At 51.8% G+C, this 16,299-nt stretch carries 13 protein-coding genes; all 13 read right to left on the bottom strand.

Going from position 1 to position 16,299, the window contains the following annotated elements; genetic code table 11:
• Positions 1–37: 37 nt before the first annotated feature.
• The 13 genes from sbcB to ACQUWM_RS00355 all read right to left on the bottom strand — a co-directional run bounded on the left by sbcB (position 38) and on the right by ACQUWM_RS00355 (position 16,277).
• Positions 38–1,486 carry an exodeoxyribonuclease I gene (sbcB, locus tag ACQUWM_RS00415; RefSeq protein ID WP_428920810.1) on the bottom strand — a complete coding sequence of 483 codons (1,449 nt, stop codon included), beginning with the start codon at positions 1,484–1,486 and terminating at the stop codon, positions 38–40.
• Positions 1,487–1,543: 57 nt separating this feature from the next.
• Positions 1,544–2,413 carry a hypothetical protein gene (locus ACQUWM_RS00410; protein ID WP_428920809.1) on the bottom strand — a complete coding sequence of 290 codons (870 nt, stop codon included), beginning with the start codon at positions 2,411–2,413 and terminating at the stop codon, positions 1,544–1,546.
• Between the two features lie 298 nt (positions 2,414–2,711).
• On the bottom strand, positions 2,712–3,080 hold the full coding sequence (locus tag ACQUWM_RS00405) for a histone-like nucleoid-structuring protein, MvaT/MvaU family (RefSeq protein WP_406998943.1): 369 nt from the start codon (positions 3,078–3,080) through the stop codon (positions 2,712–2,714).
• 145 nt (positions 3,081–3,225) lie between these two features.
• Positions 3,226–4,488, bottom strand: coding sequence for a Vi polysaccharide biosynthesis UDP-N-acetylglucosamine C-6 dehydrogenase TviB (gene tviB / locus ACQUWM_RS00400; protein ID WP_428921411.1), 1,263 nt, complete (start codon positions 4,486–4,488; stop codon positions 3,226–3,228).
• 37 nt (positions 4,489–4,525) lie between these two features.
• Entirely contained in the window at positions 4,526–6,016 is a 1,491-nt protein-coding gene (locus ACQUWM_RS00395) for an MBL fold metallo-hydrolase RNA specificity domain-containing protein (RefSeq protein ID WP_428920808.1), read from the bottom strand.
• Positions 6,017–6,055: 39 nt separating this feature from the next.
• The gene (locus ACQUWM_RS00390; RefSeq protein WP_428920807.1) at positions 6,056–7,825 is read right to left on the bottom strand and encodes an SLC13 family permease; all 1,770 of its coding nucleotides are present in this window, start codon (positions 7,823–7,825) and stop codon (positions 6,056–6,058) included.
• 11 nt (positions 7,826–7,836) lie between these two features.
• Complete coding sequence (cysC, locus tag ACQUWM_RS00385) at positions 7,837–8,445, bottom strand: adenylyl-sulfate kinase (RefSeq protein ID WP_428920806.1); 609 nt, start codon at positions 8,443–8,445, stop codon at positions 7,837–7,839.
• A gap of 129 nt (positions 8,446–8,574) precedes the next feature.
• Positions 8,575–10,512, bottom strand: a complete 1,938-nt coding sequence (locus ACQUWM_RS00380; protein WP_428920805.1) for a polysaccharide biosynthesis protein — start codon at positions 10,510–10,512, stop codon at positions 8,575–8,577.
• A 2-nt stretch (positions 10,513–10,514) separates the two neighbouring features.
• Positions 10,515–11,066 carry a sugar transferase gene (locus ACQUWM_RS00375; RefSeq protein ID WP_428920804.1) on the bottom strand — a complete coding sequence of 184 codons (552 nt, stop codon included), beginning with the start codon at positions 11,064–11,066 and terminating at the stop codon, positions 10,515–10,517.
• Entirely contained in the window at positions 11,063–12,010 is a 948-nt protein-coding gene (locus ACQUWM_RS00370; RefSeq protein WP_428921410.1) for a UDP-glucose 4-epimerase family protein, read from the bottom strand. The genes ACQUWM_RS00375 and ACQUWM_RS00370 overlap by 4 nt, the downstream gene beginning before the upstream one ends.
• 18 nt (positions 12,011–12,028) lie before the next feature.
• Positions 12,029–13,171, bottom strand: coding sequence for a glycosyltransferase family 4 protein (locus ACQUWM_RS00365; RefSeq protein ID WP_428920803.1), 1,143 nt, complete (start codon positions 13,169–13,171; stop codon positions 12,029–12,031).
• Positions 13,172–13,507: 336 nt separating this feature from the next.
• Positions 13,508–14,551 (bottom strand): EpsG family protein, encoded by a 1,044-nt coding sequence (locus ACQUWM_RS00360; protein ID WP_428920802.1) that lies wholly within the window; start codon positions 14,549–14,551, stop codon positions 13,508–13,510.
• A gap of 661 nt (positions 14,552–15,212) precedes the next feature.
• Positions 15,213–16,277 carry a glycosyltransferase family 4 protein gene (locus tag ACQUWM_RS00355; protein ID WP_428920801.1) on the bottom strand — a complete coding sequence of 355 codons (1,065 nt, stop codon included), beginning with the start codon at positions 16,275–16,277 and terminating at the stop codon, positions 15,213–15,215.
• Positions 16,278–16,299: the final 22 nt, after the last annotated feature.

Raw genomic sequence — 16,299 nt, 5'->3', positions numbered from 1 at the left:
GGATTAGGCGAAGCCGTAATCCGACAACGAAGCCAAATCAAACGTAAGGAATCAACGACTCCCCATACAAATGCAAATCCTCCAGAATCTGCTGCTTCTGCGGCGTTAACCCGGGATCCGCCGCCAGGCGCTGCAGCTCGTGTCCATAAGCCTCCAATGACCGCCACCCCTTCTTGGGCTGCATCAGCCGCTGGCTGCGAAACACTTCCCAGCGCTCCATTTCTTCCCCGATCAGGGTGCTGGGGTAATTCCTGGCGCGGTAGCGGAACAGCATCTCCTGGAGCCGTTCGTCCTCAAAGCGAACATCCAGTTCCTCCAGATTCTCCACCGGTTGCTCCAGCACCCAGTTCAGTTTTTCACGGTCGGTTTTGCTGATAAAGCCGCCGGCGTAGAGCTGTTCGTCCGGGTCGGTCAGGTCGCTGCCTTCGAAATCCCGGTCAAAGGCTTCAGCAATGCGGGCGGGCAGGTCCGGGGCCTGTCGGAGAAGAGCCAGGTTGGCGCGCAACTGCTCACCATCCAGCGCCAGTTCTTCCAATCGTTCAGGTGAGAGTGTCGATAGCATATTGGCCGGTGCCAGCACCGGGCACTTGTTCAGTTGCACCCCTTTGAGCGCAAACCGGCTGACGCCCTCCCCCAGTTCCGCCTGGGAAGTAAATACCCGCTCACGAATCTGGTCAGCGGTGGCGTTGATCAGCTCGCTGGGGTCTTCCCGCAGGTCGTAGACAATCACCTGGTTCTTGTTGGTGGGATGATCCGCCACCGGGGCCACCATGGCGCAGCAGCCCCGTGACGCTGGATACTTCGCGGAAATGTGGAACACCGGCTTCATGGAAGCGGTATCCAGCATGGCCCGGGCGGAGTGCTTGTCCTTGTTGTTCAACACAAAATCGAACAGTTTGGGCTGCTTTTCCTTGATCAGCTTCGCCACCGCAATGGTCGCTTCCACATCGGACATGGCATCGTGAGCCGCTTCGTGGGCAATGCCGTTCGCAGCCGTCAGTTCCTCCAGCCGGAAACTCGGGCTGCCATCTTCCTTTCGGGGCCAGTTGATGCCCTCGGGGCGCAAGGCGTAGGTCAGCCGCACCATGTCGATGATGTCCCAGCGGGAATTGCCATTCTGCCATTCCCGGGCGTAAGGATCGCGCAGGTTGCGGTACAGAGTGTGGCGGGTGACTTCATCATCAAAACGCAGGCTGTTATAGCCCACCACGCAGGTGCCCGGCTGACTGAAGGCTTCATTGATCTGCGCAATAAACTCCGCTTCCGGGAAACCGTCCTGCAGGGCCTTCTGGGGCGTAATACCGGTAATCAGGCAGGCTTCCGGCGAAGGCAGGTAATCGTCCGTCGGCTTGCAGTAAATCACCAGCGGGTCTTCGATGATGTTCAAATCCGCATCCGTACGCACACCAGCAAACTGCGATGGCCGGTCATGAACCGGGTCCACACCGAAGGTTTCATAATCGTGCCAGTAGAAAGAACGGATCACCAAAAGGACTCCTGCGTCAGGTTAATAGACCAAGCGCAGTGTAGTGTAATCCGGCAATCAAAACATCCCGGTACCGCGATCAATATAATGCGTCTGCTCCCGGGGCACCCCATTCTCAAACACCTGCTGATCCAACGTCATACTGGTGGGCAGGTTAAGAAACACCCCTTTGGCCGCTTCAATCACATTGCCCCCATCGGGACTTTGCCAGTTAACCCCCTCACGCTGAAACGACAGGAAGAAATCATTAGTGAACCCGGGGGCCTCCTCACCGTTATCCGTACCAATATCCATGGAACGCAGATAGCTTAACGGCGCACACTGCACGCCCGCGCTGCAGTCGGTGGAATCACCGGCAAGGCCGAAATGGCTTGCCCGATAGTTGGTGGCGTTGGTGTTGGCGTCAAACAAAGTCGCGGTGGTGGGGTTGCCGTCGGCGTCTTCAATCTGAAGGCCGATGTTGCCGCTGAAGGATTCCATATCCGCCGAAATCGTGCCCCGGGCCTGCTTGAAGCCCATGCGGAAACCGGCCAACTGGTCATCCACCTCCGCCAGTTCGATATACGGCTTCAGGCCCTCAAACGGAACCGTGTCGCCAGCGGCATAGGTTTTACCATTCACCCGCTGAACGCCATCCTCACGGGCGATATGACCCAGCGCCACATTCGTGGCCTGGAAATCGGCGCCACCATCAATGCCGCCCAGCGTCACGCTGTCTGCGTTGACACGGGTCTCCGCATCAATCGTCAGCGACATGCGGGTAAACTGGTGAGCTCCGTCATCCAGGTTCTCGATTGTCATCAAGCCCTGCCCCTGCACCTCACTCATTTCCTGATCGGAAATGGGCTCAAGCTCCGCCTGGGCAACGGGCGTAATACCCAGGCAAACCAGTGCGAGGACAGCGTATCCGTACGCATCCTGTTTCATTGTTGTGTCTCTGATTAGTGTCTATGAGCCTGCTACTGCATTTCCGACGCCCGGCTCACTGCCCGCGGTGTTATTGGAATATTTCCCGCTTAGGACAGACGGCACTTTCTAATGCTTCGAATTTGTAATGTTATGTATCTTATTGGCCGTGAAAGCACTATAGCCCAGGCGTTCAGGCCAATAGAGTGAGCGGTGTCACATTGGGGGATGACGGAAGGTTAAAGAGGGAGGAGTTTGATGTGGGTCACAGATGGGGTTGCCCCTCTCCCCTGGCGGGAAAGGGGCAGGGAAAACGACTTCAGTCCTGCTGCCAGCTCTGCACAGCTTCCTTACCATGCTTCTCACGCCACTCGTTCAGAGTCTTGTGATTGCCGCCACGGGTCTTGACCACTTCACCGGTGTGCGGGTTCTTGTAAGTCTTCATCGGGCGCTTGGGACGGGAACCGCCAGCCGTATCTGCCTTGGCGCCAACAACGGACGGATCAATCGCGCCCAGAATCTGCAGAACGTCTTTCGGGGACTTGTCATAAGACTTCATCAGATCACGAACCTTGTTCTCAAACTCCAGTTCGCGCTTCAGAGCCTGATCCTGCTCCAGCTGAGCAAGTTCAGCGGAGAGCTTTTCCATAAGCTGTTTTTTCTGGTAGTAATCGTTAATCTTGGCCATGAATAAAAACCCTTATGTTTAATGACGAAAAGTCACTGCAAATAATAATTTAAATATCCATTCAAGGCAAAGTTATTTATTTACCAGTCATTAATAAAAAACCAGCCGAAAGGCTGGTTTCAAATCACACTGATCCAAACAGGACTTAAAGCCGTAGATCCGCCTCACCCAGTGGAAGCACCCCTTTCAGATCAAACAAAACGCCATTACCTTTCAGGTAAGCACGAAGTTCCGAAGATGAAAGCGATGCATATTCACGGTGGGGCACTGCCAGCAAAACCGCATCATAATCGCCGTTATTGGGTTTATCGACCAGTGAAATACCGTATTCATGGCGGGCTTCATCGTTATCTGCCCAGCAATCGGTAATATCCACGTTACAACCAAACTCTCGCAACTCTTTTACCACATCAATAACGCGGGTATTGCGCAAGTCCGGGCAATTTTCCTTGAAAGTGAAACCCATCACCAGTACCCGCGCATGAGCAATCGTATGGCCGGCCTTGATCATGGCTTTGACCAGCTCAGAGGCAGCATAGGGCCCCATATTATCGTTCACACGGCGGCCCGCCAGAATGATTTCCGGGTGATAGCCAATCGCCTCAGCCTTGTGGGTCAGGTAATACGGATCCACGCCAATGCAGTGGCCGCCTACCAAACCGGGTTTAAAGGGCAGGAAGTTCCATTTAGTTCCCGCTGCGGCCAACACTTCATGGGTATCGATTTTCAGACGGGAGAAAATCATCGACAGTTCATTCATCAACGCGATATTCAAATCGCGCTGGGTGTTTTCAATCACCTTGGCAGCTTCCGCTACTTTGATTGAACTCGCCTTATGGGTCCCGGCGGTAATAATACTCGCATAAAGGTCATCTACTTCGTCGGCAATCTCAGGCGTGGAACCAGAAGTAACCTTCATAATAGTGGTTACACGGTGCTCTTTATCGCCAGGGTTAATCCGCTCAGGACTGTAGCCGGCATAAAAATCCTGGTTAAACCTCAAACCAGACACTTTCTCCAGAATTGGAACACAGACCTCTTCTGTCGCCCCCGGGTATACCGTCGATTCATAAATAACAATATCGCCCTGCTTAAGCACTTTGCCTACGCTTTCACTGGCTTTAACCAGCGGCGTCAAATCAGGCGACTTATATTCATCAATGGGCGTTGGAACGGTCACAACATAAACCTGACACTCACGGATCTCATCCAGTGAATCGGTAAATGACAAACCACTGGAAGCCGCCAGCTCCTCAGAAGACACCTCCCGGGTAAAATCCACGCCGTCTTTCAGTTCTGCGATGCGCCTTGCGTTGATATCAAAACCAACCACTTCGCGCTTTTCTCCAAACGCAGCAGCCAGCGGCAAACCGACGTATCCCAAGCCAACAACGGCGATCTTCTTCATCATTAAATGAATCCTGTTAAAACGAAATCTTTCGAGCTTATTGGGGGATCATTATCCCTGTTACGCCCAAACCTTGAAACCTGTTTTTCAACGCCACCTTCGCGGCCCTGTCTCCGTGCACAATCCGAATCTCCGCAGGCGGTTGCGGAATACCCTCAACAAACCGAACTAGATCCGATTGCCCCGCATGAGCCGAATAACCGCCCACCTGATGCACACGAGCGCGGATGTCATAACGTTCCCCATCCAACGCCACCCAGCCACCACGGGGCCCGTAGGTCAGAATATCCCGCCCTGGCGTGCCCGCAGCCTGATAGCCCACAAACAACACATCGTTGCGCTCATCTCCCAGCATCGCCTTCAGGTAATTCACCACCCTGCCCCCGGCACACATGCCAGAGCCCGCCAGCACCACGCAGGGGCGGTGGGTATTGGCCAGATATTCCACGGCCTCCAGGTGATCCTTGTGGTCGTTGATTACCGTTAGTTGTTCGAAGGACAACGGGTGGCGGCCTTGTTGAACCAAGTCTGTGGCCTCCGCATCCCAAAACGGTTTTAGTCGGTCGTAAATGCGGGTGAATTCTGCAGCAAGGGGAGAATCCACGACGATTTCCAGATTGCTCCAGGTTAGCTGGTTTGTCGGATTACGGCTGCGCCTAATCCGACCTACGGGGGCGTATTCTTCATCGTAGGTCGGATTAGCGCCGCCCCGCGGCGCGTAATCCGACACCCCGGCGCTGATCGGAGCCTCCCCAAATTCGGCAATCAAACTCTCAATCTCATACAACAACTCCTGCGTCCGCCCGATACTGAACGCAGGCACCAACACCGTACCACCGTCTCGCAGCGCATGCTCCAACACCGCTTTCAGCCGGTAACGCCGGGTTTCCCTATCTTCGTGATCCTTATCCCCGTAAGTACTCTCAATCACCAACCGATCGGCTTTTTCAGGGGGCCGGGGTTCCGGCAACAACGGCGCGTGGGGCGCGCCCAGGTCACCGCTGAATACAATGCGCTCCAGAATATCACCGTCACAGGCATCGCACTCCACATAGGCGGAACCCAGAATATGCCCCGCCCGCTGCAATCTCACCTTCAGAGAACACCGCCCCTCATCGAACACCGAATGCCACTGGCTATAAGGCACAGCCACAATCCGCGAACGAATCAGCCCCAATACCCGCTCGATCAAAGCCCGGTCTTGGGTGAAACCAATCTTCAGGGCATCTTCCAGGATTTCCGGCAACATGATGGCCGAAGGTTCCGAACAGATAATCGGCCCCTCAAAACCGGCAGCAAGCAAATAGGGAATGCGACCAACATGGTCGATATGAACGTGGGTTACGATCAACGCACGAATATGGCCAATCGGAAAATCAATGGCAAGACTGGCGGCATTCGCGCCCTTGCTGGCTTCTTCGCCCTGGAACAGACCGCAGTCAATCAGGACGCCAGAAGGGCCAATGTCGAGCTCGTGGCAGGAGCCGGTGACGCCAGTGGTGGCGCCGTGGTGTTGAATATCTATCATCTAAACATCCTTGTTTAAACATTTGGTGGCCGCTTGCCCTCAGAACGCCCAAACCAACGGAATCAGCGTCACCGATATGCAGCCCACCAACAAACTTAAAGGTAATCCTATACGAATATAGTCCGTAAACTGGTAACGCCCGGGGCCGTAGACCATTAAATTTGTCTGATACCCCAACGGCGTTATAAAGCTTGCCGATGCCGCAAACATAACCGCCACGGCAAAGGGCAGGAAGCTCACACCGAGCTGCTCCGACAGCGCCAGCGCAATAGGAAACATCAACACCGCCGCAGCGTTATTGGTAATGGCCTCGGTGAACACCGCTGTCAGAACGTACACCAGAACCAGCCCCAGCCAGGGAGACATCCCCTCGCCGTTCCCCAGCAACGCTCCTGCCACCGTCGCGGCTGCGCCGGTCTCTGACATGGCGTTGCCCAACGCAAACGACGCGGCAATCACCACCAACACCGGCAAATCGACACTGCGCCGTGCCCGGCTCGCGGTAATGCAGCGGGATACAATCATGCCGCCGGCCGCGAGAAAGGCTGCCTCCATAATACTTAGCAGCCCGCTGGCGCTGAGCACAACCATGGCCAACAGAATCCCCAACGCCAGCGGCGCCTTGCGAAAGTCCGGCGGGGTGGAATCGTTCAGGGCGCTGACCAACAGAAAGTCGCGGCGGAACCGATATTGCTCCGCAAATTCGTGGCTGGCTTCCAGTAACAGGGTATCGCCCATCTTGAACTGGATATCCCCCAGCTTGCCAGACACTCGGCGGCCCTCGCGGGATACCGAAAGAATGACGGCGCTAAAACGCGTACGGAAGCGGCTGTCACGAACGGTCTTACCCAACGCGGGGAATTCCGGCCCAAGCACCACCTCCACAAGACAGCGCTGGTGGTTGGCAATGTCCAGCTTATGAACGCCCGCGCTGGCTGGCCGCAGCCCGTGAATGCGCCGGAGTTCACTGGCACACTCCGGAGCCCCAACAAAATAGAGCTTGTCACCCGGCTGCAAGGTACGGTCAGGCTCTACCGCCGTGATCAGCCGCCCCTTCCGGTCGATTTCGGTCAGATACCCGTAGTTCAGCGCCCGAAGCCCTGCTTCGGCAATCGTCTTGCCAATCAGCGGGCCCGGACTGACCACCTCAACCTCAACGCCGTATTCCCGAACCGCATCCAACTCCTCAGACAAGCCCCCGCGATCCGGAAGCAGGCGAGAGGCAAATAACACCAAAAACGTGCCCCCTGCAATCAATAGCGGCACACCAACCCACGCCAGTTCGAACAACCCAAGATTAATACCCAGGCGGGTCTGCAGCATTCCATCAACCACCAGGTTGGTACTGGTGCCAATCAACGTACAGGTGCCCCCAAGGATGGCGGCATAACTCAAGGGAAGAAGAAGTTTTGAGGCGGGAATCTCCAGGCGCTGGGCCCAGTCCTGAATCGCGGGGATGAACATGGCGACCACCGCCGTGTTGTTCATAAACGCACTGAGAATACCAGTCGGCGCCACCATCCGCATCTGAGCACCTTTAATGGACTTAGGGTGGCCCAGCAAACGGCGGGCAATCCACTGGACAGCACCGGTCTCCTTTAAACCTGCGGCCACCACATAAAGCGTCGCGATGGTAATCACCCCGGGATTGGCAAAGCCAGACAACGCCGACACCGGCGACAACACCCCAAAGATGACCAGCACGGCCAACGCAGCCATTAAAACCAGATCGGCCGACACCCGGGTAAAAACCAGCGTCCCGAGCACCATTGCAAGAATAACCAAGGTAAATACAGCATCCCATGCCATAGGGAGCACCCTTACCCTTGCCGTTCCAGGATCAGTTTCCGATCAAGTAAATAACCGAGAAGCTGCTCCACACACTCATCCACGGATTGCGAAGACGTGTCCAGAACCACTTCCGGGTGCACAGGGACTTCGTATGGCGAATCGATACCCGTAAAGTGCTTGATCTGACCCGCCCGGGCTTTCTCGTACAAGCCCTTGGGGTCACGCTTTTCGCAGGTCTCCATCGGGGTATCCATGAACACTTCGATAAACTCGCCGGCTGGCAACAAGTTACGCACCATTCGACGATCACTGGTAAAAGGCGAAATAAACGCACTCAGAACAATCAACCCGGCATCCGCAAACAGCTTGCTCATCTCCCCGATACGGCGGATGTTCTCCACCCGGTCCTCATCGGAAAACCCGAGATCCCGGTTCAGGCCATGGCGGACATTGTCACCGTCCAGCAGAAAAGTATGATAGCCACGCTCATACAGCGCTACGTCCAAAGCGTTAGCAATGGTGGACTTACCGGATCCGCTGAGGCCAGTGAACCACAATACGCAAGGGTGCTGATTCTTCGGTGCAGCGCGCTCAGCGCGGGTGACCTTGTGATTGTGCCAGACGATGTTATTGCTCAAAACGAAACCCTTTGGACGGCATAAGATTAGTTCGGTGGGCAATATACCAGAAAAGTTTCCCGGCATGCTCGGGGTCCGGGAAATGCGAAGGGTTGTGTCGGATCACGGCTTTGTCTAATCCGACACCAATCAAACAGGCAACCGCCGAACATTCCCTTCTGCCGCCACCTCCTCCACAACTTCGAAGCCACTACACCAAACCAAATCCGCCACATCACTGTTAGGCGCATATCCGGTCGGCGCGGTGCGCAGAACCTCAATCATGCTCTCGCAATCGAAACTCTGGCTGGCCCGCATCAGTTTATCCAGCGTGGCTTCCATTTCTGCCCAGGACATGGACACTTCCCTGGCCATCATAATCCGGGGGTTGACAGTTCCCTGCGGATCGTCACCAATCAGCAGCTCTTCATACAGTTTCTCACCGGGGCGAAGACCTGAGAACACCACCTCAATATCCCCATCGGGGTTATCCTCGGTTTTTTCATCAAGCCCCATCAAGTGAATCATCTTCCTGGCGAGATCGGCAATCTTGACCGGTTCTCCCATATCCAGAACGAACACCTCACCACCCAGGCCCATACTGCCGGCCTGAAGCACCAGTTGGCTGGCCTCCGGGATGGTCATGAAGTAACGGATAATATCCGGGTGCGTGACCGTAACCGGCCCACCATCACGAATCTGATCCCGGAACAACGGCACCACAGAACCGGACGACCCCAGTACATTCCCGAAACGCACCATTGAAAACACTGTGTCACTCTGCCGCTGTGCCAGCCCCTGCAGCACCAGTTCAGCCAGACGCTTGCTGGCCCCCATCACATTCGTTGGCCGTACTGCCTTATCCGTGGAAATCAGAACGAATCGTTCAACTCCCGTAGCAATCGCCGCCTCGGCAGCGTGCCAGGTGCCGAACACATTGTTCTGAACCCCCTCAATCACATTGTGCTCCACCAACGGCACATGCTTATACGCCGCTGCGTGGTACACCGTCTGGATACCGAACGCCTTCATGATCACTTCACAGCGGCGCCGGTGGGTCACACTGCCCAACAGCGGGTGGAGCTCAACATTCAGCCCTTCAATACGATTGATAGACTGCAGTTCACGCTCAATCGCGTAAAGGGAAAACTCGGACTGCTCAAACAACACCAGCACCCGGGGCTTATGCCGAAGAATCTGGCGGCACAATTCAGAGCCGATAGAACCACCTGCTCCGGTCACCATCACAGCTTTCTGATAGAGACTGTCTGCCACCAAAGCCGTGTCTGGCCGGACAGGATCACGCCCAAGCAAATCCTCGATTTCCAGATCCCGGATGTCATTAATCCGAGCCTGACCGGCCACCAATTCGGACATGGAGGGTACGGTCTGAACAGGTATGGTTAACGGCTCCAAACGTTTGAGCAAATCCTTACGATTTACCTTGGAGTCCGCATCCAGCGCCAGCAAAATTCGGCGAACGCCACGCTTTTGGGCGTGCTTGGCAATATGCTCAATACTTACCACTGGCAGGCCATTAATCATGGCCTTATGGTTTGCACGTTGGAAAGTCACAAACAGAACGGGGCGGTATTCTGTGCCCTGGCTCAATGCGGAAGCCAACTGCATGCCGGTCTCACCGGCACCGACAATGGCGACCGCCTCTTTATCGCGCTGACGGGGATGATTCACGATCATGCGAACGCCCAACCGTGTACCACTAACAAACAAAAACGCCAGCGCACCGTAAATTACCGGCACAGATCGGGGAATGAAAACCTGGAGCAGGTACCCCAGAACAATGAGCGAAAGACTGGAAAGAACAACCCCATAGATGATCGTGAGGAATGCCTTATCTCCGAGGAAACGAATAACTGCCCTGTAAAGGCCCAAGCGGATAAACACGCCGATCGTGAAAACAACAGTTATAGCCGCAACGATGGCCTGATCCCAATTTGGCACCCACAAATGCTGCTCAAGGCGCAGCGCAAACGCAGCCCAAATGGCAAAAAATAAAACCACCATATCGGAGGTTACCGAAATGATTCGCTTCTGGTATCGAGGAAGGCTAAGAAAGGTTTTAATCACGCTCAGTCCTTTACGCGATCTCCGACACCTTTTCCCAACACTGTGAGAAAAATGTAGCGAAAATATTGCCGAAGGTTCAGCTCTGCGAGCATTTTAGCATCAGTCTCCGCTAACAACCTTGGTGTGGACATGTCGATATTGTTAATTTGCGCCATTCCGGTAATTCCCGGGCGGGCGCATAACACGCCACGAGCCTCACGCTCCGCAATCAAATCCTCCTGATTAAACAAACACGGGCGCGGTCCGACTAGACTCATTTCTCCTTTAAGCACATTCCAAAGCTGAGGTAACTCATCCAATTTCGTGCGGCGAAGAAACTTGCCAAACGGTGTTATAGCATCCGCACTAGCCAAATGGCTGGCAACAGAGGCCGTGTCCGGCTTCATGGTTCGGAACTTTACCAAAGTAAACGGCTTTTTATTGCGTCCAACCCGCTGCTGCCGGAAGAGCGGAGAACGAGTATCAAAAAAGCCCAGGATCCACAGAATCAATAAAACAGGGGAACCGAACAGCAGACCCAGCAAAGAAAAGAGGAAATCAAACAAACGAATCAACTTGCATTCTCCGAATCAAAACAGCGGCGAAGCCCTTCTTCAACTGAAATGGGTGGCTCCCAACCCAAAACATCGCGAGCTTTCGAAATGTCTACCTGCAAGGAGCCCAACAAGCGCTGCGCGACTCCCCGTTTACCAAGCAGCGCTGCGCAGATCATCAACGCGCGCTCAGGAACGGGTACCAAATGCACTGGTTTTCCAATAGCCATACCAATTCCACGTAACAACTCCGTTGTTGAAAGATCCTCGCCATCCCCGACCAGGAATACCTCGTTGGCGGCATCAGGGTGGTCAATGCAAGTGATAATCAAATCCACTAGGTTATCCAGAGCCACGAAGGAACGCTTGTTGTGGATAGCGCCGAAAGGCAGCGGCAAGCCTTTCTCCACCAACCTGATCAAAGTGGCAAAGTTACCTTTTACGCCAGGACCATACACTAGTGGGGGGCGAATAATCACCACCTCCATGCCGCTTTCTTTTCCAAGGGTCTGCAATGCCTGCTCTGCCTCAAACTTTGAGCGGCCATAAGCATCTCCCGGGGCGGGTTTCGAACCCGCGGTAAAGGGCCGCCCCAATAATGTATGCTCACCATTCACCTTTATAGAGCTAACAAATACAAATCGGCGGACTCCAGATTTAGCCGCCTGCTCCCCCAGATTGAGTGTACCTTGCATATTGACTTTGCGGTATTCGGCTAGTGAGTCGCTTACCTTATCCCGCATAATGTGGGCGCGGGCAGCCGTGTGAACGACCACATCTTTCCCATTCAATGCCCCCGACCAATCCGTAGTTGCCCCCAGCCCATCAACAACACACTCATCGCCGTAATGCGACGTGCCGGGTCGTCGGACTGCACACGTCAATGTTGTGGTATCAAACCGGTCAAGATGATGCGCGAGGCGCTTCCCTACAAACCCCGAGGCACCTGTTAATAGAACTCTCACGAAATAATCCATGCATAGTTACGCATTACCCGACACCTCATCATAGATTTCCAAATGTTGGGCCACGATTTTCTCGATAGAGAACTCCTTTTCTGCCAGCACACGACCAGCCTCCCCCATTTCTCTCCGAAGCTCCGGATTCTCTACCAGCTTTTGGATAGCACCCGCTAAAGCAACAGGATTCCTTACTGGTACTAAAAATCCGGTTTCATTGGGAGTAATCGCATCACGGCACCCCGGTACATTTGTAGTTACCACCGCCCGACCGCAAGCGGCAGCCTCAACCAAACTCTTAGGTAACCCTTCGCGATACGAAGGGAGGCATACAATATGAGCACAGGCATATTGCTCTGCAATATCCGAACGGAATCCCATAAACTCTACTACTCCTTCCTTCTCCCACTCTCCGAGTATGTACTTAGATACACTTGTAAGGTTGCCCGAGTCTATGGAACCGATCAGCCTCATCTGAGCCTTCACTCCTCGATCACGCAGTATTCTTGCAGCTTCGACAAACTCGACTACGCCCTTATCCCGCAATAGGCGCGCAGCCATCACCACAACCGGCTTGCTAACTTCCGGTTCCGGCACATAGCGATAGTCAGCCAACGAAACGCCGGAGCCACGTATCAAACGAGTTTTCTCAACCTCCAAGGCACCTAGCGAGATCAAAGTATCACGATCATCCGGGTTCTGAAAAATTACTCTCAGACACTTCTGCTTGAAAGCAGTCGAGTAAAGTTTGGCTATCAACCATCGGCGAAATTTTGCGAACACAGAGTCTGTCAAAAATACGGTGCCCAAACCCGAAACCGCGGAAATAACCCCAGAGACTCCGGCAAATCTCGCAGCTATGCCACCGTACAACACCGGCTTAATGGTTATGAGGTGAACAAGATCTGGTTTAATTTTTTTAAGCAGCCTGACCAACTTTACCAGCGTTCCTAGCTCCACCAACGGGTTCTGTCCGCTGCGTGCGAAATTAATCGAATGGTAAAAAAAACCCTTCTTTCGAATCTCCTTGACACTATCCCCAAAAGCCGAGGCTACATGGACCTCATACCCCGCTTCTTTGGCAGCAAGGGCTACAGGCAATCGATGCGATAGAAAAAACTCGGGGGAATTGACTACAAACAGTATTACTTTTGATATACCTACCAAAGCTTACTCGCTTTACTTTTAAGAGTGTAAAAAGGCACATTATTTAGGTGGCCTGAACACCCGATTTATGATCTATAAATTCAAATTCGCCTACCCTAGAAGAGGGACACACACCTTACATTATCTATAACCAGCTCACCGGAATTGCCCCACCTTAAAAGATGTGAGCTCTAACGAGCTCGAATCCTAAGGGCTTCTAACTTTAGGTGACCAGATTTTCGATCATCATAGTCACGCATGAACAGGGCATCCGACAACCAGTAAAAAATACTCTATTTAAAACAATGCTCTTTCATTATTAACCAATAACAAACCCTGGATCAATTATGCAAACAATCATGGCAAACCGAAAACACTTTGATACCTTAATTGTAAGGCATCTACATTAAGAAACAAATTGGCAACAATAAACGAAAGCGCGTAAGCAGAAACCAACAAAAAAACCAACCCCCTGAGAGTTCTGTCATATATATTTTTAACAACCATCGGAAGAACCAGTATCTCAAAAATGTAAAAATACATACCAGGCCTACCCCAAAGAAAATTCGTAGTTGCGGCAACATTAAATGCCAGACCAATGATAAACAAAGAAACCAAGAGACACTCAACTTTATATTTTCTATTATGAAAAAGAAAAATGAAAACAATAAAAAATGCGACAACGATCTTTAAAATTATGCCCAGCCCTATACCCGAGGCCTTAGCAGAATGAATAAGCTCAGCATACTTGGAGTAATAAGGAGCATGCAACGCCAAATAATAAAGCGCATTATTTAAATCATAAAAAATCACAAACAAAAGAACAATCAAAAAAGAAATAGACAAAACCACTACGGATAAGTAGCTACACAACAACCTCCGAACAATAACCATCCCCGTCATGGCTACCGCAGAAACGTGAAATAACGATGCAAAGCAAGCAGATAGAAGATATGAAGCTGACTTACCTTTAAGCAAAAGTGGTAACGCCGCATATACCAACATAACAGCAATTGCCTGCCTAATACCATTAAGGCTCATAAACATCATGCTTGACACAAACAGCAGGATACTCAAGTTTAAGTACACACCTCTCAACCCGTACAACCAACCACCTATAAGCGCCAAATAATTGGTAGCAAAACAAGTGAGAAGAGTTACAGAATAAAAATGAAACCCTAACTCTCTTAGGTAGTAATTAACTAAAGAATAACCAACCTCCATTCTAAAGGTATCATGCTGATCATAAAAATAATTTTCGTAGGCGTAATAATCGATTCCAACTCCGTATCGTAGCCCGAATATTAAACTTAATATAAACAGATAAACCACGGCAAGACAGACTGAAATATCATTTCGCTTCTGAAAGACAACAGATAGCAAAATAAACACAAGAGACATTATTACGACTAGATAATACACATGTTTACCTGATTATGAACAATAGAAACTCAAAAAAATCCACACCAAAATTTTTCTACATTTTCCCAGCCAAGAAGGAAGTAAGCCAGACTACGATAGGTATACCTTATTTTCTCTGGACAAAAGAAAGCTAACGCACAAGCTTACGAAAACTCTAGACACAGGCACTCAACAGCACATTTCTCGAACACCCCCAATATCCTTCTTTAGGAATTAGCATCGTAACTCAACATCCAATTTCAGAAGACCAAATGTAAAGGTGAACGTTAGATTCGAAAATCACGAGACCATCCCTCTTGAGAGTCTCAACAGTGGTTTTTCTGGCCTTGATCAACGAGATTACCGGATGAGGTTCGGCTGCTTATATCCAATAATCGGCATCGACCGATAGCGATGAATACATCGCAGGGCTTTGAGACCAAGTAGCAAGTTGCTATAAGACAAAATTGGCCTCTACCAGTCCGTGATCCACCGCTTCCACTATGCTGAGGCCCTGCTGGAGTTCGGCAAAGCGAGCAGTGTTCATGTCGAACTTGCGTGGGTTGTTGCTTGTCTTACTGGGCCACAATGGGTGAACCTAATTAGTTAAGACCGATGATGCTATTTCGTTTTTTTACGAAAATGCCCTGTTAACTGTAAACTATGCTTTTACTGCACCAATTAGCACCGCAACTAGCCTCGGCGCTTGCGCCTGCAACGAATACCAATCAACAACCATTTCCCGCCCTACTTGTCCCATTTCCTCCAATCGGGGACGACCGACCTTAAGCATTTTGGATAGCGCCTGGTGCCACTGCTCCACATTCTCTACTAATTTACCGTTTTCGTCTTCTTTGACAATTTCGCGATTCACACCCACGGACGATGCAACTACAGGTACCCCACAGGCCAAATACTGAATTAATTTGTAGCCACACTTTCCTCGCTCCCAAGGTGAATCAACCAAAGGCATGATACCGATATCAAACTGCTGCACGGATTTCACCTCGGAATCTTCTGACCAAGGCCATGCTTCTACGGGCGTATTTCCAAAGTCTTTAGGGTTGGCACCCACCGCTACAAAACGTACAGGGAACTCTTGCTTAAGTGATGCAAAGACTTTCAACAATGGCTTTAAATACTGACTAGTTTGCGGCGTGCCTATCCATCCGACTGTTAATAATTCAGTGTCAGATAATGGTCTAGATTGGTAGCGATCCGCATCCACCACCGTTGGAATGATTTCGACCTTTCTAGCGCCAGATTTCTTTGCTCGATCAGCCAGATACTGATTACCGGTCGTCACACAACTAGCATGGCGCATAACTAAGTCAATTTTGTGCCCCAATAAAAGGCGTACCAAACGGTTAGTATGACAATCGTAACGGTGAAACAGCGCATCATCGTAGTCCACCACATAAGGTACACGCGCTAGTTTAAGACAGCGTTCTGCAATTGCCGGCATAAAAGGAAAAAGCTCTTTTTCAATAATTATGACGTCAAACCGCCAGGCAGTAAGCAATACCATGATGCGAGATATATAGCCTTTGAGCACTTCTCGCCAGAGAGAGCCACCGGTATACAGCGCCTTCAAATAAGCGTCCGACAAAAGCGGCTTAACCTTGAACTCGATACCTTTTGATTGGAAATATGGTAGATATTGTAGAAAACGAACGCGGGAGCTGGCACCCAGTCGCCCGTAACGCGACAGTAGGAGTACTTTCATCTCATTTAACCCATCCTGAAAC

It is taken from the genome of Marinobacter sp. DUT-3 (genome assembly GCF_050379435.1).
Lineage (GTDB): Bacteria > Pseudomonadota > Gammaproteobacteria > Pseudomonadales > Oleiphilaceae > Marinobacter.
The sequence above is the reverse complement of the archived record's forward strand: the minus strand, read 5'-3'. Positions and strand labels throughout refer to the sequence as shown.

Coding starts and splice junctions, on each gene's coding strand:
- ACQUWM_RS00410 (WP_428920809.1), bottom strand. CDS start 2,413: ATGAAACAGGATGCGTACGGATACGCTGTCCTCGCACTGGTTTGCCTG.
- ACQUWM_RS00405 (WP_406998943.1), bottom strand. CDS start 3,080: ATGGCCAAGATTAACGATTACTACCAGAAAAAACAGCTTATGGAAAAG.
- tviB (WP_428921411.1), bottom strand. CDS start 4,488: ATGAAGAAGATCGCCGTTGTTGGCTTGGGATACGTCGGTTTGCCGCTG.
- ACQUWM_RS00395 (WP_428920808.1), bottom strand. CDS start 6,016: ATGATAGATATTCAACACCACGGCGCCACCACTGGCGTCACCGGCTCC.
- ACQUWM_RS00390 (WP_428920807.1), bottom strand. CDS start 7,825: ATGGCATGGGATGCTGTATTTACCTTGGTTATTCTTGCAATGGTGCTC.
- ACQUWM_RS00360 (WP_428920802.1), bottom strand. CDS start 14,551: ATGTCTCTTGTGTTTATTTTGCTATCTGTTGTCTTTCAGAAGCGAAAT.
- ACQUWM_RS00355 (WP_428920801.1), bottom strand. CDS start 16,277: ATGAAAGTACTCCTACTGTCGCGTTACGGGCGACTGGGTGCCAGCTCC.